This is a genomic window from Pseudomonas carassii (assembly GCF_036324045.1).
In the GTDB taxonomy this organism is placed as follows: domain Bacteria; phylum Pseudomonadota; class Gammaproteobacteria; order Pseudomonadales; family Pseudomonadaceae; genus Aquipseudomonas; species Aquipseudomonas peradeniyensis.
This window is the reverse complement of the sequence record NZ_JAZDCT010000001.1, coordinates 76,607-101,413: the sequence shown is the minus strand read 5'-3', so window position 1 is coordinate 101,413 and position 24,807 is coordinate 76,607. Positions and strand designations below refer to the sequence as shown.

23 protein-coding genes are annotated in these 24,807 nt (G+C 64.6%); 4 read left to right on the top strand and 19 right to left on the bottom strand.

Translation table 11 applies throughout. The features are described 5' to 3' along the window. Positions 1 to 18: 18 nt before the first annotated feature. Both V0R62_RS00400 and V0R62_RS00395 read right to left on the bottom strand, forming a co-directional pair. A complete protein-coding gene (locus V0R62_RS00400) occupies positions 19 to 1,122 on the bottom strand; it encodes an efflux RND transporter periplasmic adaptor subunit (RefSeq protein ID WP_330102288.1) in 1,104 nt (367 codons plus the stop codon). After that, positions 1,119 to 1,772, bottom strand: coding sequence for a DsbA family oxidoreductase (locus tag V0R62_RS00395; RefSeq protein ID WP_050706613.1), 654 nt, complete (start codon positions 1,770 to 1,772; stop codon positions 1,119 to 1,121). The genes V0R62_RS00400 and V0R62_RS00395 overlap by 4 nt, the downstream gene beginning before the upstream one ends. Before the next feature lie 161 nt (positions 1,773 to 1,933). Between V0R62_RS00395 and V0R62_RS00390 the strand changes: the two genes are divergently transcribed. Then, positions 1,934 to 2,863: a class I SAM-dependent methyltransferase gene (locus tag V0R62_RS00390; protein ID WP_330102287.1), complete on the top strand. Its 930-nt coding sequence runs from the start codon at positions 1,934 to 1,936 to the stop codon at positions 2,861 to 2,863. A 111-nt stretch (positions 2,864 to 2,974) separates the two neighbouring features. On the opposite strand, the gene V0R62_RS00385 is transcribed toward V0R62_RS00390, so the two are convergent. The 8 genes from V0R62_RS00385 to gcl form a co-directional block, all read right to left on the bottom strand. Then, positions 2,975 to 3,973, bottom strand: a complete 999-nt coding sequence (locus V0R62_RS00385; RefSeq protein WP_050706612.1) for a sulfate ABC transporter substrate-binding protein — start codon at positions 3,971 to 3,973, stop codon at positions 2,975 to 2,977. Positions 3,974 to 4,229: 256 nt separating this feature from the next. Beyond that, complete coding sequence (locus tag V0R62_RS00380) at positions 4,230 to 5,066, bottom strand: ion transporter (protein WP_330102286.1); 837 nt, start codon at positions 5,064 to 5,066, stop codon at positions 4,230 to 4,232. Between the two features lie 45 nt (positions 5,067 to 5,111). Further along, entirely contained in the window at positions 5,112 to 5,987 is an 876-nt protein-coding gene (locus tag V0R62_RS00375; RefSeq protein ID WP_330102285.1) for an urea transporter, read from the bottom strand. A 183-nt stretch (positions 5,988 to 6,170) separates the two neighbouring features. Continuing rightward, entirely contained in the window at positions 6,171 to 7,586 is a 1,416-nt protein-coding gene (pyk, locus tag V0R62_RS00370; RefSeq protein WP_330102284.1) for a pyruvate kinase, read from the bottom strand. Further along, the gene (locus tag V0R62_RS00365) at positions 7,583 to 8,857 is read right to left on the bottom strand and encodes a glycerate kinase type-2 family protein (protein ID WP_330102283.1); all 1,275 of its coding nucleotides are present in this window, start codon (positions 8,855 to 8,857) and stop codon (positions 7,583 to 7,585) included. The genes pyk and V0R62_RS00365 overlap by 4 nt, the downstream gene beginning before the upstream one ends. Before the next feature lie 218 nt (positions 8,858 to 9,075). Continuing rightward, on the bottom strand, positions 9,076 to 9,969 hold the full coding sequence (locus tag V0R62_RS00360; protein WP_330102282.1) for a 2-hydroxy-3-oxopropionate reductase: 894 nt from the start codon (positions 9,967 to 9,969) through the stop codon (positions 9,076 to 9,078). 179 nt (positions 9,970 to 10,148) lie between these two features. After that, a complete protein-coding gene (hyi, locus tag V0R62_RS00355) occupies positions 10,149 to 10,931 on the bottom strand; it encodes a hydroxypyruvate isomerase (protein ID WP_182322810.1) in 783 nt (260 codons plus the stop codon). Positions 10,932 to 10,985: 54 nt separating this feature from the next. Then, positions 10,986 to 12,761, bottom strand: a complete 1,776-nt coding sequence (gcl, locus tag V0R62_RS00350; protein WP_330102281.1) for a glyoxylate carboligase — start codon at positions 12,759 to 12,761, stop codon at positions 10,986 to 10,988. 257 nt (positions 12,762 to 13,018) lie between these two features. Between gcl and V0R62_RS00345 the strand changes: the two genes are divergently transcribed. Further along, entirely contained in the window at positions 13,019 to 13,459 is a 441-nt protein-coding gene (locus V0R62_RS00345) for a GlcG/HbpS family heme-binding protein (RefSeq protein ID WP_028692837.1), read from the top strand. Between the two features lie 79 nt (positions 13,460 to 13,538). Here V0R62_RS00345 and V0R62_RS00340 read toward each other — a convergent pair whose 3' ends face one another. Then, positions 13,539 to 14,150: a TetR/AcrR family transcriptional regulator gene (locus V0R62_RS00340; RefSeq protein WP_102684647.1), complete on the bottom strand. Its 612-nt coding sequence runs from the start codon at positions 14,148 to 14,150 to the stop codon at positions 13,539 to 13,541. Positions 14,151 to 14,283: 133 nt separating this feature from the next. Between V0R62_RS00340 and V0R62_RS00335 the strand changes: the two genes are divergently transcribed. After that, on the top strand, positions 14,284 to 15,198 hold the full coding sequence (locus tag V0R62_RS00335) for a DUF808 domain-containing protein (RefSeq protein ID WP_330102280.1): 915 nt from the start codon (positions 14,284 to 14,286) through the stop codon (positions 15,196 to 15,198). 166 nt (positions 15,199 to 15,364) lie between these two features. Here V0R62_RS00335 and V0R62_RS00330 read toward each other — a convergent pair whose 3' ends face one another. The 7 genes from V0R62_RS00330 to puuE all read right to left on the bottom strand — a co-directional run bounded on the left by V0R62_RS00330 (position 15,365) and on the right by puuE (position 22,492). Next, positions 15,365 to 16,147, bottom strand: a complete 783-nt coding sequence (locus tag V0R62_RS00330) for an outer membrane protein OmpK (RefSeq protein ID WP_330102279.1) — start codon at positions 16,145 to 16,147, stop codon at positions 15,365 to 15,367. A 350-nt stretch (positions 16,148 to 16,497) separates the two neighbouring features. Further along, a complete protein-coding gene (locus V0R62_RS00325) occupies positions 16,498 to 17,283 on the bottom strand; it encodes an outer membrane protein OmpK (protein ID WP_023629830.1) in 786 nt (261 codons plus the stop codon). A 141-nt stretch (positions 17,284 to 17,424) separates the two neighbouring features. Continuing rightward, a complete protein-coding gene (locus V0R62_RS00320) occupies positions 17,425 to 18,780 on the bottom strand; it encodes a nucleobase:cation symporter-2 family protein (RefSeq protein ID WP_186600395.1) in 1,356 nt (451 codons plus the stop codon). Positions 18,781 to 18,988: 208 nt separating this feature from the next. Continuing rightward, positions 18,989 to 20,308, bottom strand: coding sequence for a urate hydroxylase PuuD (locus V0R62_RS00315; protein ID WP_330102278.1), 1,320 nt, complete (start codon positions 20,306 to 20,308; stop codon positions 18,989 to 18,991). A 189-nt stretch (positions 20,309 to 20,497) separates the two neighbouring features. Continuing rightward, positions 20,498 to 21,001, bottom strand: a complete 504-nt coding sequence (locus tag V0R62_RS00310; RefSeq protein ID WP_011532943.1) for an ureidoglycolate lyase — start codon at positions 20,999 to 21,001, stop codon at positions 20,498 to 20,500. A gap of 49 nt (positions 21,002 to 21,050) precedes the next feature. Beyond that, a complete protein-coding gene (gene uraD / locus V0R62_RS00305) occupies positions 21,051 to 21,566 on the bottom strand; it encodes a 2-oxo-4-hydroxy-4-carboxy-5-ureidoimidazoline decarboxylase (protein WP_330102277.1) in 516 nt (171 codons plus the stop codon). Next, a complete protein-coding gene (puuE, locus tag V0R62_RS00300) occupies positions 21,566 to 22,492 on the bottom strand; it encodes an allantoinase PuuE (RefSeq protein WP_028692846.1) in 927 nt (308 codons plus the stop codon). Before puuE ends, uraD begins: the two co-directional genes overlap by 1 nt. Before the next feature lie 377 nt (positions 22,493 to 22,869). Between puuE and uraH the strand changes: the two genes are divergently transcribed. Further along, the gene (uraH, locus tag V0R62_RS00295; protein WP_028692847.1) at positions 22,870 to 23,223 is read left to right on the top strand and encodes a hydroxyisourate hydrolase; all 354 of its coding nucleotides are present in this window, start codon (positions 22,870 to 22,872) and stop codon (positions 23,221 to 23,223) included. A 231-nt stretch (positions 23,224 to 23,454) separates the two neighbouring features. On the opposite strand, the gene V0R62_RS00290 is transcribed toward uraH, so the two are convergent. Further along, complete coding sequence (locus V0R62_RS00290; RefSeq protein WP_330102276.1) at positions 23,455 to 24,783, bottom strand: MFS transporter; 1,329 nt, start codon at positions 24,781 to 24,783, stop codon at positions 23,455 to 23,457. Positions 24,784 to 24,807: the final 24 nt, after the last annotated feature.

Genomic DNA, 24,807 nt, shown 5'->3' with positions numbered 1-24,807 from the left:
CAGTGGCACGCAAACCCATTACTGCTGGGCCAGGTCCGGCTTGCGCGTGGTGCTGGCGGCCAGGGTGTCGTCGGTGACCCGCACCGGCATGCCATTGCTCAGGCGGATCTGCCCGGACACCACCACGCGGTCGCCCGGGGTCAGCGCATCGAGCACCACCACGCGGTCGTCGCGGCGCGCGCCGAGCTTGACGAACACCTGCTCCACGCGCAGCGCGCCGTCCTTCTCGCGCAGCACGTACAGCGAGTTGCCGTAGGCGCTGTAGCTGATCGCCGTTTCCGGCACGCTGAGCACGTCGGCGTGGCTCGGCAGCTCGATGCTGACGTTGGCGAACATGCCCGGCTTGAGTTGCTGGCCGGGGTTGTCGAGGGTCGCCTGCACCTGCATGGAGCGGGCGCCCGGGTCGATCTGCGGCTCCAGGGTGGTCACCGCGGCGACAAAGCGCTGCTGCGGCCAGGCATCGACCTTGAGGGTGATGGTCTGGCCCGCCTGCAGGGCAGCGGCGGACTGCTCGGGCAGCGGGAAGTTGACGTGCAGGCGCGACAGCTCGGTGAGGGTCACCAGGCTGTCGCCGGGGCTGACGTACTGGCCGAGGTTGACCTTGCGGATGCCCAGCACGCCGGCGAACGGGGCGCGGATGGTCTTCTGCGCGATCTGCGCCTGGACCTGGGCGATCTCGCCAAGCAACTGGTCGTAGTTGGCCTGGGCCTGGTCCAGCTGGGCCTGGGTGGAGGCCAGCGGCAGCACCTTGCGTGTGCGCTCCAGGGCCAGCTTGGCGTTCTTGGCCTGGGCCTGCAGCTTGGCCAGCTCGCCGCGCTCGGGCGCGTCGTTGAGCTTGACCAGCACTTGGCCGGCGGCCACGGCCTTGCCGGCGGTGAACTCCAGCGCGGTGATACGCCCGCCGACTTCCGGCGAGACATTGACCTGGTGCACCGCCTCCAGGGTGCCGACGGCGCTGAGCACCTGCGGCATGGGGCCGGACTGCACCCGGGCGACCGCCACCGGGGTGGCGTTGGCCTGGGCGGCGGGGGCGTCGTTGGCCATCACCGCCGGGGCGGGCAGCAGGGCCATGGTCAGCAGCGACAGCGAGGCGCCGGCGGCGATCCAGTAGCGATTGTTCATTGTGCGGCTCCTTGTGCCTGGTTCTGGTTGGCACGGACCTGGATGAAGGTCTGGCGCAGTTGCTCGAGGCTCAGGGCGCCGGGGACCAGGTAGCGGCCATCGATCACCAGGCTGGGCACCGAACTGATGCCCAGGCGCCGGCCCAGGGCCAGTTCTTCGTCGAGCATCTGCGGCGCCTGCTGGTCGAATGCCGTGGCGAAGGCCTGCGGGTCGAAGCCGGCCTCGGCGGCCACCGCCAGCACGGTGGCGCGGTCGCCGATGTTGCGGGCCTGCACCAGGTGGGCTTCCTGCAGGCGGTCGAACAGGCGCTCGTGGCCTTCGTTGCCGCCCAGCGCCTTGGCGGTCTGGCAGGCGAGGCCTGCGAGCAGGCCGGTGGGGTATTCGAAGTCCTGTTGGCGCATGGCTTCGATGTTGATGCGCTTGACGTCCTCGGCGCGCGAGCACGACAGCCAATGGCTGAGGATGGTTTCCTTGGCCTTGGGCATCGAGCCGAAGCGCTCGACCATCGCCTCGCGGCTGGTCTGCAGGATGAAGCTGCGGTGCTGGATGTCCAGGTTGAGTTCGTCCTGCAGTTGCTTGAGGCGCGGGGCGAGGACGAAGCACCAGCCACAGACGACATCGTGGAAGAATTCGACTTTCAGGGGTGACATGGCAGTGATCCGGTTTCAGGGAGGGATGGCCGCACTATCCACAGCGCCCCGGCAAGAAAAAAGCGACAAAAGTGCCGCAAACCCTCTCATCCCCTTCATCGATGGCCGCCCGGCCCGGCCGCGAGCGGGTAGAATGGCGCTTTTGCCTGACCGTAGCCGACATGAGCCCAGCCATCGCCACCCTCGAGCAGCACCTGCTCGCCGCCCTCGATCCCGCCCCACAGGAGACCCGCCGCCTGTTCCATGGCCGTGGCCGTTGCTGGCCGGGGCTTGAGCAGATCACCGTCGATTGGCTCGATGGCGTGCTGCTGGTGGCGCTGTTCCGCGAGCCGCCCGAGGGCCAGCTGGCGGAGCTGGAAGCGATGCTGATGGCGCTGGCCGAACGTCCGCAGTGGACCGGCCAGGCCATCCTGATGCAGCACCGCTACCTGCCGGACAGCCCCGGCCAGTGGTTGTGGGGCGAGCCGTGCCAGCAGCGCGAAGTGGTCGAGGATGGCCTGAAGTACCTGCTCGACCTGGGCGTGCGCCAGAACAACGGCCTGTTCCTCGACATGCGCTATGGCCGACGCTGGGTACGCGAGCAAGCGGCCGGCAAGCGCGTGCTCAACCTGTTCGCCTACACCTGCGGCTTTTCAGTGGCGGCCATCGCCGGCGGCGCCGAGCAGGTGGTCAACCTGGACATGGCCAAGTCGGCGCTGTCCCGGGGCCGCGACAACCACCGGCTCAACGGCCATGACGCCTCGCGGGTCGCGTACCTGGGGCATGAGCTGTTCAAGTCGTGGGGCAAGGTGCGCAAGTACGGGCCGTACGACCTGATCATCATCGACCCGCCGACCTTCCAGCGCGGCAGCTTCGTGCTGACCCAGGACTACGCCAAGATTCTTCGGCGTCTGCCGGAGTTGCTGAACCAAGGCGGCACGGTACTGGCCTGCGTCAACGACCCGGGGATCGGGCCGCAGTTTCTCATCGAGGGGATGGCCGAGCAGGCGCCGGGGTTGGCGTTCGTCGAGCGGCTGGAGAATCCGCCGGAGTTTCCGGATGCGGATCCGGAGGGTGGCCTGAAGGCGCTGGTGTTTCGCCAGCAGGCCTGAGACAGGACTCTTGTAGGAGCGGGCTTGTCCCGCGATGGCGTCAGAACAGGCAACATCATTGCTTGGTCTGACGCCATCGCGGGACAAGCCCGCTCCTACAGCGGACGTTGGTTATTTGTTGGTATAGATCTGGTCGAACACGCCACCGTCATTGAAGTGGGTCTTCTGCACGGTGCGCCAGTCGCCGAAGGTCTTCTCCACCGACAGGAAGTCGACTTTCGGGAAACGGTCGGTGTACTTGGCCAGCACGGTGGCGTCACGCGGGCGCAGGTAGTTGTTTGCGGCGATCTCCTGGGCCTCCGGCGACCACAGGTACTTCAGGTATTCCTCGGCCACGGCCTGGGTGCCTTTCTTGGCCACTACCTTGTCCACCACGCTCACCGGCGGCTCGGCCTCGGCCGACACGCTCGGGTAGATCACCTCGAACTGGTCGCGACCGAACTCGCGGGCGATCATCTCGGCCTCGTTCTCGAAGGTCACCAGCACGTCGCCGATCTGGTTGGTCATGAAGGTGGTGGTGGCGGCGCGGCCACCGGTGTCCAGGACCGGTGCCTGCTTGAACAGCTTGCCGACGAAGTCGCGGGCCTTGGTTTCATCACCGCCCTGCTTGAGCACGTAGCCCCAGGCCGAGAGGTAGGTGTAGCGGCCGTTACCCGAGGTCTTGGGGTTGGGCACGATCACCTGCACGCCATCCTTGAGCAGGTCCGGCCAGTCCTTCAGCGCCTTGGGGTTGCCCTTGCGCACGATGAACACGGTGGCCGAGGTGAACGGCGCGCTGTTGTTCGGCAGGCGGCTCACCCAGTTGTCCGGCACCAGCTTGCCGTTGTCGGCCAGGGCGTTGATGTCGGTGGCCATGTTCATGGTGATCACGTCGGCCGGCAGGCCATCGATCACCGCGCGCGCTTGCTTGCTCGAGCCGCCGAAAGACATCTGCAGGTTGACCTTCTCGTTGTGCTCTTTCTCCCAGTGCTTCTGGAACGCCGGGTTGTAGTCCTTGTAGAAGTCACGCATCACGTCGTAGGAGACGTTGAGCAGGGTCGGGGCGGCCTGGGCGAGGTTGCCCAGGGCCAGGCCCGCGGCGAGCAGCGAGGCGCTGAAGAGTTTTTTCACTGGGGCATTCCTTGTTCTGGTTCAAAGGGTTGGCGATATGCCAGCGACTATAGCGGGTGGCTTTGCGTGGGTTAAAGAACAAAACAGTCTTTGGTTATGCCAGGCGCAAGACTGCCAGACGCTTACGTCCCCTGTAGGAGCGGCCTTGTGTCGCGAAAGGGCTGCAAAGCAGCCCCAGCAATCTTGCGTCGACCACAAATCCTGGGGCCGCTACGCGCCCCTTTCCGACCGGTCCGACGCCTCGGCAAGGCCGCTCCTACAGGTCCTGTGCCGGTTGTTTGGGAAACAACGCATTGCCACAGCGCGAACAGAACGCCGCGCCATGCTCGTGGTGATGCTTGGCGCAGGTCGGGCAGTCATGCTGCAACTGCTCGCCGCGCAGGGCATTGGCCAGCTCGGCGGTGAAGATGCCGGTGGGTACGGCAATGATCGAGTAACCGGTGATCATCACCAGCGACGACAGCACCTGCCCCAGCGGCGTCTTCGGCACGATATCGCCAAAGCCTACCGTGGTCAGGGTGACGATGGCCCAGTAGATGCCCTTGGGAATGCTGGTAAAGCCGTGCTCCGGTCCTTCGATCACGTACATCAGCGTGCCGAACACCGTGACCAGGGTCGACACGCTGACCAGGAACACGATGATCTTCTGCTTGCTGCCCTGCAGCGCCGCCAGCAGGTAGTGGGCCTGCTTGAGGTAGGGGCTGAGCTTGAGCACGCGGAAGATCCGCAGCATGCGGATCACCCGGATCATCAGCAGGTACTGGGCGTCGCTGTAGTACAGGGCGATGATCCCGGGCACGATCGCCAGCAGGTCGACCAGCCCGTAGAAACTGAAGGCATAGCGCAGCGGCTTGGGCGAGCAGTACAGGCGGGTGATGTACTCGGCGAGGAAGATTGCCGTGAAGCCCCACTCGATGCCGGCCAGCAGCCCGGCGTAGTTCTGGTGAACATCGTCGATGCTGTCGAGGACCACCGTGACCAGGCTGGCGAGGATGATCAGCAGGAGGATCTTGTCGAAGCGACGCCCGGCGACGGTGTCGGTCTGGAAGACGATGACGTAGAGCCGCTCGCGCAGGCTCGAAGGGTTGTCCATGGGCGCGTTCCATTGTGCGAATGGGCAGAGCCTAGGGGCTGTGTTTCAGCTGTGCAAGCGAGGCGCGTTGCGGCGCTGGTTGAGCTGGGCCAGGTGGTTGCCCAGGTGCATCAGCCAGCAGGCGGTGACGAACGGCGCGGTCAGCCCGGCGATCGGCAGCAGGTTGAACAGTGGCTGCAGCAGCAAGGCGCAGGTGATGGCGAGCAAGGTCACCCAGGGTTTCTCGCCCTGGCGGCTGAAGGCCAGCGCGGCCAGTGCCGCATTGAAGCCGTACAGCCCCAGCCAGGCCCCCTGTGCCTCGCCCGCCAGCAACGCGACACCGCCACCGATGGCCGAGCCGATGATTGCCCAGGTGGCGGCATAGGGGTTGGCGAAGTACATGCCGATGACGATCAGCAGGCCGGCCATGGGCTTGTCGAGCAGGAAGACCTGCCCCACGCCGCGCAACAGGGCATACACCGGATCGGCTTCGACGAAACTGCTGATCGAGGGCTCGGCCAGCAGCAGGGTGGCCCAGCCCAGCAGCACGAAGGGCGCGGTGTAGGCGACCAGCAGCTTGCCGCCGCGCTTGCGCCACTGGTGGGTGAGCATGCTCGACAGGCCGCCGGCAGCGATTATCAGTGGCGGCAGGATCGCCGACCAGGGCAGCACGGCGCTGATCAGGATGCCGATCAGCACGCCGTTGTAGCAATACAGCCCGGCCTGGCGATCGGCGCGTTCGTAGCCGCGGCGCTGGGCGGTGAGCAGGCCGGCGAGGGCGCCAAGCAGGGCACCGCCGACCAGGTTCGGCGCGGTCAGCAGGATGGCCAGCAGGCAGCACAGGCCGCACAGGGGATTGCGCAGCAGCAGCACCTGGCTGAAGCCGTTGAGCAAGGCCGTGGCCCAGTCGGGGCACGGGTTGACGAAATTCTTGGTGTACATGGGCAGTCGGCAAGGTGAGTGGGGGAGCGGTGGGCCTCTTTGGGCCTCGGTTTTCCGCAGGTTCGGTGCATCGGGAGGGCTTTGCCCTCCTTTCGCGGCACAAGGCCGCTCCTACAAGGGATCGCGGTCTCCTGTAGGAGCGGCCTTGTGCCGCGAAAGGGGCGCAGGGCGCCCCCGGCGATCTCAGACCAAGGTCTCGATCCGCAAGGTGTTAGTCGAACCCGGCTTGCCGAAAGGCACACCGGCGGTGATCAGCAGCGTGTCGCCACGGCTGGCCATGCCTTGTGCCTGGGCGATCTCCAGCGCGGTGGAGACCACCTCGTCGACCTGGCGCAGGCGGTCGTTGACCACTGAGTGCACGCCCCAGGTCACGCTCAGGCGCCGCGCGGTGTTGAGGTTCGGCGTCAGGTTGAGGATCGGCGCCCGTGGCCGCTCGCGGGCGGCGCGCAGGGTCGAGGCGCCCGACTCGCTGTAGTTGACCAGCACCGCCACCGGCAGGATGCCGCTGATGCGACGGATCGCGCAGCTGATGGCATCGGACACCGTGGCTTCGGCCTTGGGCCGGCCAACGTCGAGCTGAGCCTGGTAGTCCGGGCCGTTCTCCACCTGGCGGATGATCTTGCTCATCATCTGCACCGCTTCCAGCGGGTAGTCGCCCGAGGCGGTCTCGGCCGACAGCATCACAGCATCCGCGCCTTCGGCCACGGCATTGGCCACGTCGGTGACTTCGGCGCGGGTCGGGGCCGGGGAGAAGCGCATCGATTCGAGCATCTGGGTGGCCACCACCACCGGCTTGCCCAGCTGGCGGCAGGTGCCGATGATGCCTTTCTGGATCTGCGGCACGCTCTCGGCCGGCACTTCCACGCCCAGGTCGCCCCGGGCGACCATGATTGCGTCGGACAGCTCGGCGATGGCCTGCAGCTGCTCGACCGCCGAGGGCTTCTCGATCTTGGCCATCAGGTAGGCACGGTCGCCAATCAGCTGGCGCGCCTCGACGATGTCTTCAGGACGCTGGACGAACGACAGCGCCACCCAGTCCACGCCAAGCTCCAGGCCGAAGGCCAGGTCGCGGCGGTCCTTTTCGGTCAGCGGGGAGAGGTCGAGCACCGCCTGGGGTACGTTGACGCCCTTGCGGTCGGACAGCTCGCCACCGGCCAGCACTTCGGTGTCGATGGCGTCGCCGTGCTTGGCGGTGACGCGCAGGCGTAGCTTGCCGTCGTCCAGCAGCAGGTCCATGCCCGGCTCCAGCGCGGCGATGATCTCCGGGTGTGGGAGGTTGACCCGACGGCTGTCGCCCGGGGTCTTGTCCAGGTCCAGGCGCAGGGCCTGGCCGCGTTGCAGCTGGACCTTGCCGTCGGCGAAGCGGCCGACCCGCAGCTTCGGCCCCTGCAGGTCCATGAGGATGCCCAGCGGGTAGTTGAGCTGCTGCTCGACTTCGCGGATCCACTGGTAGCGCAGGGCATGGTCGGCGTGCTCGCCGTGGCTGAAGTTGAGGCGGAAGATGTTCACTCCGGCCTCGACCAGTTGGCGGATGTCATCGATGCCTTTGATCGCAGGCCCGAGGGTGGCGAGGATTTTGACTTTTTTATCAGGCGTCATGATTGCGGAGTCTCAAGGATCAGGATGGCACGGAAGTCGTTGACGTTGGTGCGGGTCGGCTCGGTGACGATCAGCGCGTCGAGGGCGGCGAAGTAGCCATAGCCGTTGTTGTTGTCCAGCTCATCGCTGGCCGACAGGCCCAGGGCCTCGGCGCGGGCGTAGCTGTCCGGGGTCATGAAGGCGCCAGCGTTGTCCTCCGAGCCGTCGATGCCGTCGGTGTCGCCAGCCAGGGCGTACACGCCGGGCAGGCCCTTGAGGCTTTCGGTGAGGCTGAGCAGAAACTCGGCGTTGCGCCCGCCACGGCCGTTGCCGCGTACGGTGACGGTGGTCTCGCCGCCGGAGAGGATCACACAGGGGGCCTTGAGCGGCTGGCCGTGCAGGACGATCTGCCGGGCGATGCCGGCATGCACCTTGGCCACTTCGCGCGACTCGCCCTCCAGGTCGCCGAGGATCAGCGGGCTGAAGCCGGCCTGGCGGGCTTTCACCGCGGCGGCCTCCAGCGACTGCTGGGGCCTGGCGATCAGCTGGAAGTGGCTGCGGGCCAGGGCCGGGTCATCGGCCTTGACGGTCTCGGAGGCCGGGTTGTTGAGCCAGTCGATGACGGCCTTGGGCGCGTCGATGTTGTAGCGCTTGATGATCGCCAGGGCGTCGGCCGAGGTGCTCGGGTCGGCCACGGTGGGGCCGGAGGCGATGACCGTGGCGAGGTCACCGGGTACGTCGGAAATCGCGTAGGTGTAGACGGTGGCTGGCCAGCAGGCCTTGGCCAGGCGGCCGCCCTTGATCGCCGAGAGGTGCTTGCGCACGCAGTTCATCTCGCCGATGGTGGCGCCGGATTTCAGCAGGGCCTTGTTGATCTGCTGCTTGTCGGCCAAGGTCAGGCCTTCGGCGGGCAGGGCCAGCAGGGCCGAGCCGCCGCCGGACAGCAGGAAGATGACGCGGTCGTCTTCGCTCAGGTTGCTGACCAGGTCGAGCACGCGCTTGGCCACGGCCAGGCCGGCGGCATCGGGGACCGGGTGGGCGGCTTCGACCACCTCGATCTTCTGGCAACTGGCGCCATGGCCGTAACGGGTGACCACCAGGCCGCAGACTTCGCCCTGCCAGCTTTTCTCGACCACTTCGGCCATGGCCGCGGCGGCCTTGCCGGCGCCGATGACGATGACCCGACCGCTGCGGTCGGCGGGCAGGTAGGGTTCGAGGACCTGGCGGGGATGGGCGGCGGCGATGGCTGTGTCGAACAGCTCGCGCAGGAGTTTTTGTGGATCGACCGACATGGCAGGCTCCCAGATTCTTGTTGTTCTGCAAAATCGAAAACGCCCCTGGAACTGCCTCCGTGCAGGCCGAACCAGGGGCGGGTGTTGCTCGGTTTCACCTGATGGGCCTGTGGTTGCAGGTTCATCGGTGTTGGCTTCTTCGCGGGGCAAGCCCGCTCCTACACGGACCACGCATTTCTGTAGGAGCGGGCTTGCCCCGCGAAGAGGCCGGTACAGGCTTACTTGTCGTCGCGGATCGAGAAGTTGGCCATGTGCTCCAGGCCCTTGATCAGCGCCGAGTGGTCCCAGTTGCCGCCGCCCAGCGCCACGCAGGTGTTGAACACTTGCTGGGCGTTGGAGGTGTTGGGCAGGTTGATGCCCAGCTCCTTGGCGCCTTGTAGGGCCAGGTTCAGGTCCTTCTGGTGCAGGTTGATGCGGAAGCCCGGGTCGAAGGTGCCCTTGATCATGCGCTCGGCGTGCACTTCGAGGATCTTCGAGGAGGCGAAGCCGCCCATCAGCGCTTCACGCACCTTGGCCGGGTCAGCGCCGTTCTTGGCGGCGAACAGCAGCGCTTCGCCTACGGCCTGGATGTTCAGGGCAACGATGATCTGGTTGGCCACCTTGGCGGTCTGGCCGTCGCCGTTGCCGCCGACGCGGGTGATGTTCTTGCCCATGGCCTCGAACAGCGGCAGGGCGCGCTCGAAGGCTTTCGGGCAGCCGCCGACCATGATGCTCAGGGTCGCGGCCTTGGCGCCGACTTCGCCGCCGGACACCGGGGCGTCCAGGTAGGCGGCGCCGGTGGCCTTGATCTTCTCGGCGAAGGCCTTGGTGGCGGTGGGGGAGATCGAACTCATGTCGATCACCACCTTGTTCGGGCCGACGCCTTCGACGACGCCGTTTTCACCGAACAGGACGCTCTCGACCTGTGGGGTGTCCGGGACCATGACGATGATGAACTCGGCTTCCTGGGCCACTTCCTTCGGGTTGGCCAGGGCCACGGCGCCGGCGGCGATCAGGTCGGCCGGTGCGGCGTCGTGGTGGGTGGAAACGAAGATGCTGTGACCTGCCTTTTGCAGGTTCTGGGCCATGGGCTTGCCCATGATGCCGGTGCCGAGGAAACCGATTTTAGCCATGAGAGTTCTGCCTCTTTGTATTTGTATTAACAGGCGACCAGGCCCCTGTAGGAGCGGCCTTGTGTCGCGATTGGGGCGCGAAGCGGCCCCACGATCTCAATCACGCTGGAAGATTGCCGGGGCTGCTGCGCAGCCCTTTCGCGGCACAAGGCCGCTCCTACAAGGGGCCGGCGTGTGTTTCAAATTGCGTTATGGGTCTTCAGCCAGCCCAGACCGGCTTCAGTGGTGGTCTTGGGCTTGTACTCCGCGCCCACCCAGCCCTGGTAGCCGATGCGGTCCAGGTGTTCGAACAGGAAGCGGTAGTTGATCTCGCCGGTGCCCGGCTCGTGGCGGCCCGGGTTGTCGGCCAGCTGCACGTGGTTGATCAGCTTCAGGTTGGTTTCCAGGGTGCGCGCCAGGTCACCTTCCATGATCTGCATGTGGTAGATGTCGTACTGCAGGAACAGGTTGTCGCTGCCCACCTCGGCCTGGATTTCCAGGGCCTGCTTGGTGGTGTTCAGGTAGAAGCCGGGGATGTCGCGGGTGTTGATCATTTCCATGACCAGGCGGATCCCGGCGGCCTTGAGCTTGTCGGCGGCGTAGCGCAGGTTGTCGACGAAGGTCTTGCGCACGGTGGCGCAGTCCAGGCCCTCGGGGCGAATGCCGGCCAGGGCGTTGACCTGGGTGTTGCCCAGCACCTTGGCGTACTCGATGGCCTTGTCGACACCAGCGCGGAATTCTTCGACGCGGTCAGGGTGGCAGGTGATGCCGCGCTCACCCTTGGCCCAATCGCCGGCAGGCAGGTTGAACAGCACCTGGGTCAGGCCATGGGCGTCGAGCTGCTGCTTGATCTCGGCGGCGCTGAAATCGTACGGGAAGAGGTATTCGACGCCGCTGAAACCAGCGTCGGCGGCGGCCTTGAAGCGGGCCAGGAAATCCTGCTCGGTGAACAGCATGGACAGGTTGGCGGCGAAGCGAGGCATAGGTCGTCTCCTTGCGTTGAAGACCCCCGCGCAAGGCGCGGGGGCGTCAGGCGATCAGTCCAGCAGCGAGATGGCGGTCGGCGCGTCGTTGCCGACCAGGGCGAGGTCTTCGAACTCGTTGACCGCGTTGATCTCGGTGCCCATGGAAATGTTGGTCACACGCTCGAGAATCACTTCGACCACCACCGGCACGCGGAACTCTTCGGCCATCTTCTGCGCCTTGAGCAGGGCAGGGGCGATGTCGGCCGGTTCGAACACGCGGATGGCCTTGCAGCCCAGGCCCTCGACCACGGCGACGTGGTCGACACCGTAGGTGGCGGCGTCGGTGGAATTGATGTTCTCGAACGCCAGTTGTACACAGTAATCCATGTCGAAACCACGCTGGGCCTGGCGGATCAGGCCGAGGTAGGCGTTGTTCACCAGCACGTGGACGTACGGCAGGTTGAACTGCGCGCCCACCGCCAGTTCTTCGATCATGAACTGGAAGTCGTAGTCACCGGACAGCGCGACGACCTTGCGCTTCGGATCGGCCTTGACCACACCGAGGGCGGCCGGGATGGTCCAGCCCAGCGGGCCGGCCTGGCCGCAGTTGATCCAGTGACGTGGCTTGTACACGTGCAGGAACTGCGCGCCGGCGATCTGCGACAGGCCGATGGTGCTGACGTAGGTGGTGTCCTTGCCGAACACTTCGTTCATTTCCTGGTACACGCGCTGTGGCTTGACCGGGACGTTGTCGAAGTTGGTCTTGCGCTGCAGGGTCGCCTTGCGCTGCTGGCAGTCTTCCAGCCAGGCCTTGCGGCACTTGAGCTTGCCGGCGGCTTTCCACTCGCGGGCCACTTCGAGGAATACGTCCAGCGCCTTGCCGGCATCAGAAACGATACCCAGGTCCGGGGTGAATACGCGGCCGATCTGGGTCGGCTCGATGTCCACGTGCACGAACTTGCGGCCTTCGGTGTAGACGTCGACGGAACCGGTGTGGCGGTTGGCCCAGCGGTTGCCGATACCGAACACCAGGTCCGATTTCAGCATCGTGGCGTTGCCGTAGCGGTGCGAGGTCTGCAGACCGACCATGCCGACCATCAATTGGTGATCGTCCGGGATGGTGCCCCAGCCCATCAGGGTCGGCACAACTGGCACGCCGGTCAGCTCGGCGAACTCGACCAGTTTGTCGCTGGCATCGGCGTTGATGATGCCGCCACCGGCCACCAGCAGCGGGCGCTCGGCGTCATTGAGCAGGGCCAGGGCCTTCTCGGCCTGCACGCGGCTGGCTTGTGGCTTGTGGACTGGCAGCGGCTCGTAGGCGTCGATATCGAATTCGATCTCGGCCATCTGCACGTCGAACGGCAGGTCGATCAGCACCGGGCCTGGGCGGCCGGTACGCATTTCATAGAAGGCCTTCTGGAAGGCGTACGGCACCTGGCCCGGTTCCAGGACGGTGGTCGCCCACTTGGTCACCGGCTTGACGATGCTGGTGATGTCGACGGCCTGGAAGTCTTCCTTGTGCAGGCGGGCGCGCGGGGCCTGGCCGGTGATGCAGAGGATCGGGATGGAGTCGGCCGAGGCGCTGTACAGACCGGTGACCATGTCGGTGCCGGCAGGGCCGGAGGTGCCGATGCACACACCGATGTTGCCCGGGTTGGCGCGGGTGTAACCCTCGGCCATGTGCGAGGCACCTTCGACGTGGCGAGCGAGGACGTGATCGATGCCACCGACTTTCTTCAGGGCCGAGTACAGCGGGTTGATGGCAGCCCCCGGAATGCCGAACGCGGTATCTACACCTTCACGGCGCATGACCAGAACGGCTGCATCGATTGCTCTCATTTTGCTCATGGTTTGTGCCTCATCGATTTTGTAATTGTATACAACTTGTGTTGCGGCAGAGTGTATTCATGCTCGGCGCAAAAGGTCAATCCATTTTCGTCGGCGGCGTTGACTGAGCGGTCATTGGGCGATGAGGCGGCATTTCGTCGCACTCGGCAGGATTGATTCAAATAATTGTATACAAAGCGTGTCTTCGTTGTGTTCTATTCTGTCTATTGGTTTTCAACTGCCCTCAGGGCTTCTCACAACAAGAAGAGGACCTTTTCATGAACGCATTGACCCTCAAAGACGCTGTCGGCGTGGTGAACGCCGCGCTGGCCGCGGGCCGCAAGATCAACGCCGCGCCGCTGACCGTGGCGGTGCTGGATGCCGGCGGGCACCTGCTGGCGCTGCAGCGCGAGGATGGCGCCACCCTGCTGCGTCCGCAGGTGGCCATCGGCAAGGCCTGGGGCGCGGTGGCCCTGGGCAAGGGGTCGCGCCTGCTGGCGCTGGATTCGCAGCAGCGACCGGCGTTCTATGCCGCGCTGAACGGGTTGGGCGAGCGGCCGGTGGTGCCGGTGCCGGGCGGGGTGCTGATCCGTGATCGGGACGGCAAGGTACTGGGGGCTGTCGGGATCAGCGGGGATACCTCGGATATCGACGAGCAGTGCGCGATCAGTGCGATCGAAGAGGTGGGGCTGACGGCGGATGCGGGGGTGGCGGCGTAGGCAACGTTTGAAATGATCGCGGGGCAAGCCCGCTCCCACGAAACGCGTGGGAGCGGGCTTGCCCCGCGATTGCGTTGATTCAGGCCGCCTCGGGCTCGCAGCCCTTCAACACCAGGCGGATGATGGTCTCCGCCGCCGCGTCATAGTCGCTGTCGGCCAGCTTGGCCTTGCCGGTCACCACGGCGATCTGCCAGTCGAAATCCGCGTAGGTCTGCGTCGCCGCCCAGATGCTGAACATCAGGTGGTGCGGATCGACGTGGGCGATCTGGCCGCGCTCGATCCAGCGCTGGATGCATTCGATGTTGTGCCGGGCCTGCTCGTTGAGCTGCTCGACCTGGCGTGGTGACAGGTGCGGCGCGCCATGCATGATCTCGCTGGCGAACACCTTGGAGGCGTGGGGCAGGTCGCGGGAGATGCGGATCTTCGAGCGGATGTAGGAGCTGAGCACCTCTTTCGGATCACCGTCGGCGTTGAACGGCGTCGAGGCCTGCATGATCGGCGCGATGATGCTTTCGAGCACCTCGCGGTAGAGGTTTTCCTTCGACTTGAAGTAGTAGTACACGTTCGGCTTGGGCAGGCCGGCCTTGGCCGCGATATCGCTGGTCTTGGTGGCGGCGAAGCCCTTGTCGGCGAATTCTTCACTGGCCGCGCGCAGGATCAGTTCCTTGTTGCGCTCGCGAATGGTGCTCATTGTCAGGGGTCTTCCTGTTGTCTGGCCCCCTGCAAACGGGGTCCGGCATGGTAGCACCCGCCCGGACGGGCGCTCAAGGCAGCGTCTTTGGGCTAGAATCCCGGCCATTCGAACCTAGTGGAAACATTTTGACATGGCAGGAAGCAGCTTACTGGTACTGATCGACGACATCGCCACGGTGCTCGACGATGTCTCGGTGATGACCAAGGTCGCGGCAAAAAAGACTGCGGGCGTGCTGGGCGACGACCTGGCGCTCAACGCCCAGCAGGTCACCGGCGTGCGCGCCGAGCGCGAGATCCCGGTGGTGTGGGCGGTGGCCAAGGGCTCGCTGGTAAACAAGGCGATCCTGGTGCCGGCGGCGCTCTTGATCAGTGCGTTCATTCCCTGGGCGGTGATTCCGTTGCTGATGGTCGGCGGCGCCTACCTGTGCTTCGAGGGTTTCGAGAAGCTGGCGCACAAGTTCCTGCACAGCAAGGCCGAGGATGAGGCGCAGCACGAGGCGCGCAAGGCGGCGGTGGCCGACGAGCAGGTCGACCTGGTGGCCTTTGAGAAGAGCAAGATCAAGGGCGCGGTGCGCACCGATTTCATCCTCTCCGCCGAGATCATCGCCATCACCCTGGGCACCGTGGCCGACGCGCCGCTGAGCCAGCAGATCATCGTGCTGTCGGGTATCGCGCTGGTCATGACGATTGGCGTCTATGGCCTGGTGGCGGGCATCGTCAAACTCGACGACCTGGGGCTGTGGATGACGCAAAAGGCATCCAGCCTGGCCCAGGCGGTGGGTAACGGCATCCTGCGCGCCGCGCCGTACATGATGAAGAGCCTGTCGGTGATCGGCACCGCGGCGATGTTCCTGGTCGGCGGCGGCATCCTGGTGCACGGCATCGCGCCGCTGCATCATGCCATCGAGGCGTTCAGTGAAGGGCGGGGCGGGGCGTTGACCGGGGCGCTGCTCAATGGTGTGGCGGGGGTGATTGCCGGGGCATTGGTGCTGGCGGTGGTTGCTGTCGCGGGCAAATTGTGGCGGGCGGTAAAACCGGCAAACTGAGGCGCCTGGCCGGGACTTGTCCTGGTTTACCTGTAGGAGCGGCCTTGTGCCGCGAAAGGGCTGCTGCGCAGCCCTGGCGATTTTGCATGATGCCGAGAACCTGGGGCCGCTTCGCGGCCCTTTCGCGGCCCAAGGCCGCTCCTACAGGTTATGCACTGGCATCAGATCAGAAGTGAACCTTGACCAGGAAGCTCATGGTGTTCTGATCGGTGGTGAAGGCATCGCTGTCCTTGATGCCGTACTTGTTCTTCCAGTAGTCGTACTCGATACCCACGTACAACTGCTTCTCGCCCAGGTGCAGCGCCTTGCCCAGGTCGTACTTGACCTGCGGGTTGAAGTGCAGGTTCGCCTGGTAGGTGCCGCGACGGTTCTCGTCGTTGTCCACCACCCAATCCATGAAACCGTCGATCAGGATGTCGGACGAGCCCACGGGGATGGTGTAGGACCAGACCGGGGTGATCTGCCAGACATTGTCGCCCGCACGGCTGCCGTCGGTGGTGCGCTGGTAGAAGTTCAGCTGGAAGTAGTCGAAGCCGGGGATGGCCAGGTCGAAGCCGGGGCCGATCAGGTAGGACTCGGTGTCACCCTCGCCGAACTCGTAGGTCATCGCCAGCAGCACGTCCTTCACCGGGCCGAACTCAATCTTCTGGTCGAAGATCTTGCCGAACGACAGGCGTGGACTGAACTCGCCGTAGTAGGTGTTGGGGCCGTTGTTGGCGTCCTTCTTGCCCTGGTAGAAGATCTTGTCGAGGAAGAAGAAGTTGTCGCCGTACTTCCACGCATCGGCGTGCTCGAAGGTCACGGTCTGCTGGATCTCGGGGTTGACCTTGAAGTTCTTGCCCCACAGGTAGGTCAGGCTGTTGTTCTGCCATTGCAGCAGGTCGCCGGCTTGGCTGGCGCCGCAGGCCAGCAGGCCACCGGCGAGGATCAGGCTATTAACGGTACGCATTGCGAGTGTCGCTCCCTTGATTGGATCTGTTGTCAGCGCTCGGGCGCTGTTCTTGTCTTTTGGGTCAGCTTTTTTCAATTGGCCACAGCTGTTTGGCAAGAGCTGCGCCAACTTTTCCACGTTGGGCACAACCATCCTGCTCGACGTCTTTCTGAACGGATGAAATGGGTATTTCACGCTGGCAACACGTTGGCCAACCGCCCGGAAACATTGACTGAGCGGTCAGCAAACGCGGGCGGGATCCTTCCTGCCCCGATCGAGGGGGCGCGCAGATTACTCACTTGCGCGCCGGGCCTCAAGTGCTCCGTCCTGGAGCACGGTGGTGCAAATTTGGGCGTTCGGTCAGTTTTTCAGAAGTGCACCTTCACCAGGGCGCTGGCGACGCTCTGGTTGCTGTCCACGTTGCCGTGGCTGTCGATGCCGTACTTGTCCTTCCAGTAGCTGTATTCGAAGCCGACGTAGAGCTGCTTGGCGCCCAGGTTCAGGGCCTTGCCCAGGTCGTACTTGACCTGCGGGTTGAACTGCAGGTTGGCGTGGTAGGTGCCGCGACGGGTCTGGTCGTTGTCGACCACCCAGTCGATGTAGCCGTCGATCAGGATGTCGGACTTGCCCACCGGGATGGTGTACGACCAGGCCGGGGTGATCTGCCAGACGTTGTCGCCGGGGCGGCTGCCTTCGGTGTTGCGCAGGTAGAAGTTCAAGGTGAAGTAGTTGAAGCCGGGCACGTTGAGGTCGAAGCCGGGGCCGATCAGGTAGGCCTCGTTGTCGCCCTCGCCACGTTCGTAGGTCATGGCCAGCAGCACGTCCTTGATCGGGCCGAAGGCCAGGTTGCGCTCGAAGATCTTGCCGAACGACAGGCGTGGGCTGAACTCGCCGTAGTAGGTGGTTACGCCTTTGCCGGGGTCGGCCTTGCCGTTGTAGAAGATCTTGTCGACGAACAGGAAGGTGTCGCCGTACTTCCACTTGTTGGCATGTTCGAAGGTGATGGTCTGCTGGATGTCGGGGTTGACCTTGAAGTCCTTGCCGTACAGGTAGGACAGGCTTTCGCCGTGCCATTGCAGCCATTCGCCGGCGTGGGCGGGGAGGGTGGCCAGCAGGCTGCTGCCCAGCAGGACGGACGTGGTGATGCGCTTCATGTTGTGATTCCCGGACTTATTGTTTTTGTAAGGGCTTTTTCGGCGCGCAAGCGCCCCGGGCGGCCCATTCCGGCGGGCCGACGGTCCAGCGTTACCGCGTGGTTGGAACGGGGCGGCCGGTACGGCGCCGCCCCTGGTCACTCAATGCTGGTGACAGGCATCGTTGTGCGCGGCGCGGTCGGCGCCGCCGAGGATGTTGAACAGCAGGTTCAGCACCAGGGCGCTGAGGGTGGCCATGGCGATGCCGCTATGGGTGATGGGCTCCATCCACTGTGGCATCTGTGCGAAGAACTCAGGCCGCACCACCGGGATCAGGCCGAAACCGACGCTGACCGCGACCAGCAGCTGGTTGCGCCGGTCGGAGATGTCCGCTTCCTGGAGGATCTTGATCCCGGTGGCGGTGACCATGCCGAACATGGCGATGGACGCGCCGCCCAGTACTGCGGGTGGGATCGAGGCGATCAGGAAGGCCGCCTTGGGCAGCAGGCTGAGCAGGATCAGCAGCGCGCCGGCCATCACCGTGACGTAGCGGCAGCGAACCCCGGTCATCTGCACCAGGCCGATGTTCTGGGCGAACGAGGAGTGGGTGAAGGTGTTGAAGAAGCCGGCGATGAACGACGCCCCGGCGTCGCATAGCAGGCCGCGGCGCAGCATGCCCGGCGTGACTTCTCGGTCGGTCACCTTGCCCAGGGCGAGGAACATGCCCGTGGACTCGACGAAGATGATCACCACCACCAGGCACATCGACAGGATCGGCGCCAGGCTGAAGGTCGGCATGCCGAAGTGCAGGGGGGTGACCACCTGCAGCCACGGCGCCTCGCTCAGGCCCGACAGGTCGACCATGCCGATGGAGCCGGCGAGCACATAGCCCAGGCCCATGCCCACCAGTACCGACACATTGACCCAGAAACCGCGCATGAAGCGGTTGATCAGCAGGATCACCGCCAGTACCAGGCCGGCGACCATCAGGTAGATCGGCGCGCCGAAGGCTTCAGCCTCATGGCCGCCGCCGGCCCAGTTGACCGCCACCGGGAACAGCGACAGGCCGATGGAGGTGATGACCGTGCCAGTCACCAGCGGCGGGAAAAAGCGCACGACCTTGGACATGAACGGCGCGATCAGCATGCCGAAGAACCCGGCGGCGATGGTCGCGCCGAAGATCCCCTGCAGGCCGACGCCGGGCATGCCGGCCATGGCCACCATGCTGCCGACCGCGGCGAAGCTGGCGCCCATCATGACGGGCATGCGGATGCCCACGGGGCCGATACCGAAGGATTGGATGATGGTGGCAACGCCGGCGACCAGCAGGTCGGCGTTGATCAGGAAGGCGACTTCTTCGCGGGACAGGCCCGCCGCCTGGCCGATGATCAGCGGCACCGCGATGGCGCCCCCGTACATCAGCAGAACGTGTTGCAGACCCACCAGGATCAGCTGGAACAAGGGCAGGGGCTGTCGTGGCGGCGCAACAGGGATGTACGCCTTGGGTGACTCGGACATGCAGCACCTCGAGTTTTGTTTTTATTCTCGGATCCAAGCGGGCGGCTTCACGTGGCAGGCTCCGGTGAAGGAGGCTGGGGACCCCGCGTGAAGACGTACGCTCGATGCTTGCTTGTTGCTTGGAGCTGGTAATCGAGGCCGGGAGTGCCGGCCTCGTCGCGGGGCAAGCCCGCTCCCACGCAGGGCGATTTCGCCCCCGTGGGGTGTATCAGTTGACCCGCGCGCCGTTGGCGATCCAATCGCCGACCAGCTTGCGTTCTTCAACGGTCATCTGGGTGATGTTGCCCAGCGGCATGATCTGGCTGGCGACGGCCTGCGCCTGGATGCGCGCGGCCTGGGCCTGGATCTGCTGCGGGGTGTCGAACATCACGCCGCCAGGTGCGGCGCTGAACAGCGGGCTGGTCGGCTTGGCCGAGTGGCACACGGTGCAGCGTTCCTGGATGACGGTGTGGATCTTGTCGAAGCTGCCGGTGGCCGCCTGGGCCGTGGCCTGGGCAGGTTCCGCGGCCGGTGCCTGGGCAGGCTTGGCGGCTTCCTCGGCGCGCAGCTCGGCGGCGGTCTTGCCACCGACGGCGGTGGCCGGCAGCGGCTGGTACTCGACCTTGGCGGCGGCTTGTTCCGGGGCAGTCGGCAGCGGCTTGGGGCCGGTCACGTAGGCCAGGCAGATCATCGCCAGGGCACCGACGGGCAGGGTCCAGGCGTACTTGTTGCTGTCGTGGCGGGTGTTGAAGTAGTGACGGATCAGTACCGCGGCCACTGCGATCCCGGCCAGGATCAGCCAGTTGTACTGGCTGCCGTAGGTGCTCGGGAAGTGGTTGCTGATCATGATGAACAGCACCGGCAGGGTGAAGTAGTTGTTGTGGCGCGAGCGCAGCAGGCCCTTGGCCGGCAGCACCGGGTCGGGGGTCTGGTTGTTCTCGATCGCCGCCACCAGCTGGCGCTGGGCCGGCATGATGATGCGGAACACGTTGCCGACCATGATGGTGCCGATGATCGCGCCGGTGTGCAGGTAGGCGCCACGGCCGCTGAACACCAGGCTGAAGCCCCAGCAGGCGGCGATGATCAGCACGAACAGCACGCCGCCCAGCAGGGCCGGTTGCTTGCCCAGAGGCGAGTCGCACAGGAAGTCGTAGATGAACCAGCCGGCAACCAGCGAACCGATACCGATGGCCACGCCTTCGGCACCGCTCAGGGTGCTGCCGGGCGCCAGCAGGTAGAGGCTCGGGTTCCAGTAGAACACCACGCACAGCAGGGCGATCCCGGACATCCAGGTGAAGTAGGCTTCCCATTTGAACCAGTGCAGGTTCTCGGGCATTTTCGGCGGCGCGAGCTTGTATTTCTCCAGGTGGTAGATACCACCGCCGTGGATGGCCCAGAGGTCACCCGACAACCCATCGCGCGGGTTGCTTCGGTTCAGGTGGTTCTCCAGCCAGACAAAGTAGAACGATGCACCGATCCAGGCGACACCGGTGATCATGTGAACCCAGCGAATGCTCAGGTTCAGCCATTCGTGAAGGTGTGCTTCCACAGTATTTACCTCTCGCCAGTCACCGCTCAGGGACTGCACGAAATACTTCTGCGCGACGATCATGCTGCGTTGAAAACAGGCTCGGAATGCTCATTTGCAACCAGCAAACTCCGCTTCCTCGCCTGTTTTCGCCTTGCCTGATCGCCGCTCGAAGCATTTCGTACAGCCCCTTGGATGACCGACCCTTTCTTATTGGTGGGGATTGAGGATCAACATCTGTTCCTCGGGGAAGTAATGCTCATCGCAGTTGTTGCCAGAACCACTGCGATCAACCACCAGGAAGTCATCCCGCTTTTCGATCGTCAGCACCGGGTGGTGCCAGACGCCGCGATGGTAATTAACGCCCTGCCTGCCATTGCTGCGGAAGGCTCGGACCAAGCCTGATACAGGTGCATCGCCAACCGGCGCGACCACGATCAGAAAGGGGTTGCCGAGCAGCGGGATGAAAGCCTGGCTGCCCAGCGGATGGCGTTCCAGCATGCGTACGGTCAGCGGCATCTCCAGCGCGTCGGCGCGGAAGATGCTGATGATCGCCTTGTCCTCGGGCTCGGCGGTCTCGACCGTGGCGAGCTTGTGGAAGCGCATGGTCGAGCCGTTGTTGATCATGAAGTGGTCGCTGCCGTCGGTTTCGATCACGTCACCGAAGGGGGCGAAGGCTTCTTTGGTCAGGGGCTCGATCATCAGGGTGCGCATGCGGGTCTCTCTTATATGTTCGTTGTACTGAAAAAGGTTCAGCTGTCGCTTACAACTGCAGCAGGCGGAACAGGGCGATCAGGTTGATCTGCGCCAGGGCTTCCTTGAACTCGGCATCCTGGTCGTTGTGGATGCGCTTTTCGAAAGAGGCGAGGATCTGGTGCCGGTTGCTGCCCTTGACCGCCATGATGAACGGGAACTGGAACTTGGCCTTGTAGGCGTCGTTCAGCTCGGTGAAGCGGGCGAACTCCTCGGCGGTGCACTGGTGGATGCCGGCGCCGGCCTGTTCGTTGGTGCTCGACTCGGTCAGCTCGCCCTGGATGGCGGCCTTGCCGGCCAGGTCCGGGTGAGCGTTGATCAGTGCCAACTGCTCGGCATGGCTGGCGCTGAGCAGGATGTCGCTCATGCGCTGATGCAGCGCCTCGATCTCATCCAGCTCGGCCAACTGGCCCAGGTCGTGGGCTTTCTCGGCGACCCACGGCGAGTGCTCGTAGATGTCGGCGAAGGCGGCGACGAAGGCGGCGCGCTCGAGTGCGGAAGGCTTGAGTGTCTTGAAGGCGGTCATCAGGCGTTCTCTTTCTTGTACGGGTGGGTGGCGTGCCAGTGGCGGGCGATGTCCGCGCGACGGGCGAACCAGACCTGCTCGTGGCTCTTGGCGTAGTCGACGAAGCGCTTGAGCGCGGCCAGGCGCGCCGGACGGCCGACCAGGCGGCAGTGCAGGCCGATCGAGAGCATCTTCGGTGCCTCGGCGCCCTCGGCGTAGAGCACGTCGAAGGCGTCCTTCAGGTACTGGAAGAACTGCTCGCCGCAGTTGAAGCCCTGGACCTGGGTGAAGCGCATGTCGTTGGTGTCCAGGGTGTAGGGGATCACCAGATGCGGCTTGTCGGTGGGGTTGTTCGGTTCCCAGTAGGGCAGGTCGTCGTCGTAGGTGTCGCTGTCGTAGAGGAAGCCGCCTTCCTCCATCACCAGGCGCCGGGTGTTCGGGCCGGTGCGGCCGGTGTACCAGCCCACGGGGCGCTCGCCGGTGATCTCGGTAAGGATGCGGATGGCCTCGAGCATGTGCTCGCGCTCTTGCGCTTCATCCATGTACTGGTAGTCAATCCAGCGGTAGCCGTGGCTGCAGATTTCGTGGCCGGCCTCGGCCATGGCGCGGATCACGTCGGGATGGCGTTGGGCGGCCATGGCCACGGCGAAGATGGTCAGCGGTACGCCGCTGTCCTTGAACAGCTTTAGCAGGCGCCAGACGCCGGCGCGGCTGCCGTATTCGTAGAGCGACTCCATGCTCATGTTGCGCACGCCCTGCAACGGCTGGGCGGCGACCATTTCGGAAAGGAACGCTTCGGACTCCTTGTCACCGTGCAGGATGTTGCGCTCGCCACCTTCTTCGTAGTTGAGCACGAAGGACAGCGCAATGCGGGCATTCCCCGGCCATTGCGGATGAGGTGGGTTGTTGCCGTAACCGATCAGGTCGCGTGGGTAGTCAGCGCTCACTGCAGTCTTCCTTCTTGTTCGTTAATGCGGTGGGTGGGCGGACCGCGTCGGGATGTCGCACCACCGGATGGGCTGATTGTATACAACTTCTGAAATCTTTTGTAAGCCTGTTTTTCCGCATTTCTTCCCATTTGTCGCGTGGGAATGACTTGCAAGAAACCTGCCCGATTGGTCAATTAATGCCGTGGACGGCGGCATGGCGCGTGTCTTTGCGACTGGCGGACTGTTCTGTTGAGGTTGCGCGGGAGGGGATAAAAAATTGTGTACAATCTATCGTTAAACTGTCTTAATGGCGTCATTCCCGCACGCCGCAGGCCCCGTGCCCGGTGATTGCCGTGTATTTTTTGCCCACGCATACGACAAGAGGCGACAAGCAAATGGGACGTTTGACCACACACGTACTGGACGCCGCGCATGGCTGCCCGGGCAGCTCGATCAAGGTCGAGCTGTACCGTGTCGAAGGCCAGCAACTGGAACTGGTGAACACCGCCCTGACCAACAGCGATGGCCGCGTCGACGCGCCGCTGCTGCAGGGTGACGACTACCGCACCGGCGTCTATCAGTTGCAGTTCAGCGCCGGTGACTACTACCGCGCCAAGGGTGTGAAGCTGCCGGACACCGCGTTTCTCGACGTGGTCGTGCTGCGCTTCGGTATCGACGAGCAGCAGGAGCACTACCACGTGCCGCTGCTGATTTCGCCGTACAGCTATTCGACCTATCGTGGAAGCTAGTTGGTCGCTAGAAGAATCTTCGTAGGTCCTTGGCCCGCTCTCACACTGGCGGGCTTTTTTTCGTCTGGGTTTTTGTGTCGTTCATCCGGGGTCTTTCGCGGGTAAACCCACTCCCACAGGTTCATCGAAGCCTGACTGTGGGAGCAGTTTGCCCGGGAAGAGGCCTGCATGGGCACCGACCATTTCAGGGAGGCCAACCATGATCACAGGCGTTACAAGGCTATCGCCAGGTCAATTCTTCGCCTTCGAATGCCGCCAGCCCTGGTCAAAGAACGCGAACACCACCACCAGCACCCCGGCCACCGCCAGGATCAGCGCCACGCCATCGGTGGAGTGAGTCGCCGAGCCGGCCACCAGCGCCAGCCCGCCCAGTGGCGCCAGGCCACCGGCCACGGCGGTGCCGACCTCGCGCCCGGTGCCGAACCCCGACGAGCGGGTCTGGGTTGGGAACTGTCGGCTGAGGAACGAGCCCTGCGGGGCGAACATCATCGGCGCCAGGATCCCGGTGCCCACGGCGATGGCCAGGTAGATCAGCATCGGCTCGCCGGTCGACAGCAGTTGCAGGAACGGGTAGGCGAACAGCGCCGACAGCAGCCCGCCGAGCATCAGCACGGTCTTGCTGCTCCACTTGTCGCACAGCCAGCCGAAGAACGGCACGGCAAAGATCGCCACCAGGCTGGCCAGGGTCACCGACAGTGAGGTGACATGGGCCTCGACGCCCTTGAACTGAGTCAGGTAGGCCAGCGAGAAGGTCTTGAAGATGTAGCTCAGGGCGTTGTAGCCCACGGCCACGAAGAACACCACGGCCAGACCCTTGAGGTCATTCCTGAACAGCAGCTTGAGTGGCGACACCTGCGGCTTGTCGTCGGCCTTGTCCAGCTCCTTGAAATCCGGGGTCTCGGGGATGCTCTTGCGCACCCATAGGCCCACCGCCACCAGGGCAATGCTGGCGATGAACGGGATGCGCCAGCCGCCGGCGAGGAGGAACTCGTTGCCGTTCATGGTCAGCAGGTACACGGTCAGCGACGACAGCAGCAGGCCCAGGTTCAGCCCCAGCGCCGGCCAGGCGCCCTGGCTGCCGCGTTTGCCTTCGCTGGCGTGCTCGTACGAGGTCACCGCCGCGCCGGACAGCTCGGCGCCGGCGCCCAGGCCCTGGATGATGCGGATGATCACCAGCAGGATCGGCGCCCAGATGCCGATGGTGGCATAGCCGGGGATCAGGCCGATCAGCATGGTGCACAGGCCCATCATGCAGAAGGTGATCACCAGCACGTGCTTGCGCCCGAAGCGGTCGCCCAGATAGCCGAACAGCACGCCGCCGAAAGGACGGGCGATGAAGCCGATGGCGAAGGTGGAGAATGCCAGCAGCGAGGCCACCGCCGGATTGCTCGGATCGAAGAAGATCTTCGAGAAGACGATCGCCGCCATGGTGGCGTAGAGGTAGAAGTCGTACCACTCCAGCATCGAGCCGAAGATGGTCGCCGCCGCCACCTTGCGCAGGCGCTTGCGTTGCTGTTCGGGGGTTTCGCTCGCGGCCGGGGCCGTCTCGTGTACCGACATTGGGGTTTTCCTTGTTGTCTTTGT

Coding starts and splice junctions, on each gene's coding strand:
- V0R62_RS00330 (WP_330102279.1), bottom strand. CDS start 16,147: ATGCGTACCGTTAATAGCCTGATCCTCGCCGGTGGCCTGCTGGCCTGC.
- V0R62_RS00320 (WP_186600395.1), bottom strand. CDS start 18,780: ATGTCCGAGTCACCCAAGGCGTACATCCCTGTTGCGCCGCCACGACAG.
- uraH (WP_028692847.1), top strand. CDS start 22,870: ATGGGACGTTTGACCACACACGTACTGGACGCCGCGCATGGCTGCCCG.
- V0R62_RS00325 (WP_023629830.1), bottom strand. CDS start 17,283: ATGAAGCGCATCACCACGTCCGTCCTGCTGGGCAGCAGCCTGCTGGCC.
- V0R62_RS00395 (WP_050706613.1), bottom strand. CDS start 1,772: ATGTCACCCCTGAAAGTCGAATTCTTCCACGATGTCGTCTGTGGCTGG.
- V0R62_RS00345 (WP_028692837.1), top strand. CDS start 13,019: ATGAACGCATTGACCCTCAAAGACGCTGTCGGCGTGGTGAACGCCGCG.
- uraD (WP_330102277.1), bottom strand. CDS start 21,566: ATGACCGCCTTCAAGACACTCAAGCCTTCCGCACTCGAGCGCGCCGCC.
- V0R62_RS00340 (WP_102684647.1), bottom strand. CDS start 14,150: ATGAGCACCATTCGCGAGCGCAACAAGGAACTGATCCTGCGCGCGGCC.
- V0R62_RS00310 (WP_011532943.1), bottom strand. CDS start 21,001: ATGCGCACCCTGATGATCGAGCCCCTGACCAAAGAAGCCTTCGCCCCC.
- V0R62_RS00390 (WP_330102287.1), top strand. CDS start 1,934: ATGAGCCCAGCCATCGCCACCCTCGAGCAGCACCTGCTCGCCGCCCTC.
- V0R62_RS00400 (WP_330102288.1), bottom strand. CDS start 1,122: ATGAACAATCGCTACTGGATCGCCGCCGGCGCCTCGCTGTCGCTGCTG.
- pyk (WP_330102284.1), bottom strand. CDS start 7,586: ATGACGCCTGATAAAAAAGTCAAAATCCTCGCCACCCTCGGGCCTGCG.
- V0R62_RS00290 (WP_330102276.1), bottom strand. CDS start 24,783: ATGTCGGTACACGAGACGGCCCCGGCCGCGAGCGAAACCCCCGAACAG.
- gcl (WP_330102281.1), bottom strand. CDS start 12,761: ATGAGCAAAATGAGAGCAATCGATGCAGCCGTTCTGGTCATGCGCCGT.
- V0R62_RS00380 (WP_330102286.1), bottom strand. CDS start 5,066: ATGGACAACCCTTCGAGCCTGCGCGAGCGGCTCTACGTCATCGTCTTC.
- V0R62_RS00360 (WP_330102282.1), bottom strand. CDS start 9,969: ATGGCTAAAATCGGTTTCCTCGGCACCGGCATCATGGGCAAGCCCATG.
- V0R62_RS00365 (WP_330102283.1), bottom strand. CDS start 8,857: ATGTCGGTCGATCCACAAAAACTCCTGCGCGAGCTGTTCGACACAGCC.
- V0R62_RS00335 (WP_330102280.1), top strand. CDS start 14,284: ATGGCAGGAAGCAGCTTACTGGTACTGATCGACGACATCGCCACGGTG.
- V0R62_RS00375 (WP_330102285.1), bottom strand. CDS start 5,987: ATGTACACCAAGAATTTCGTCAACCCGTGCCCCGACTGGGCCACGGCC.
- hyi (WP_182322810.1), bottom strand. CDS start 10,931: ATGCCTCGCTTCGCCGCCAACCTGTCCATGCTGTTCACCGAGCAGGAT.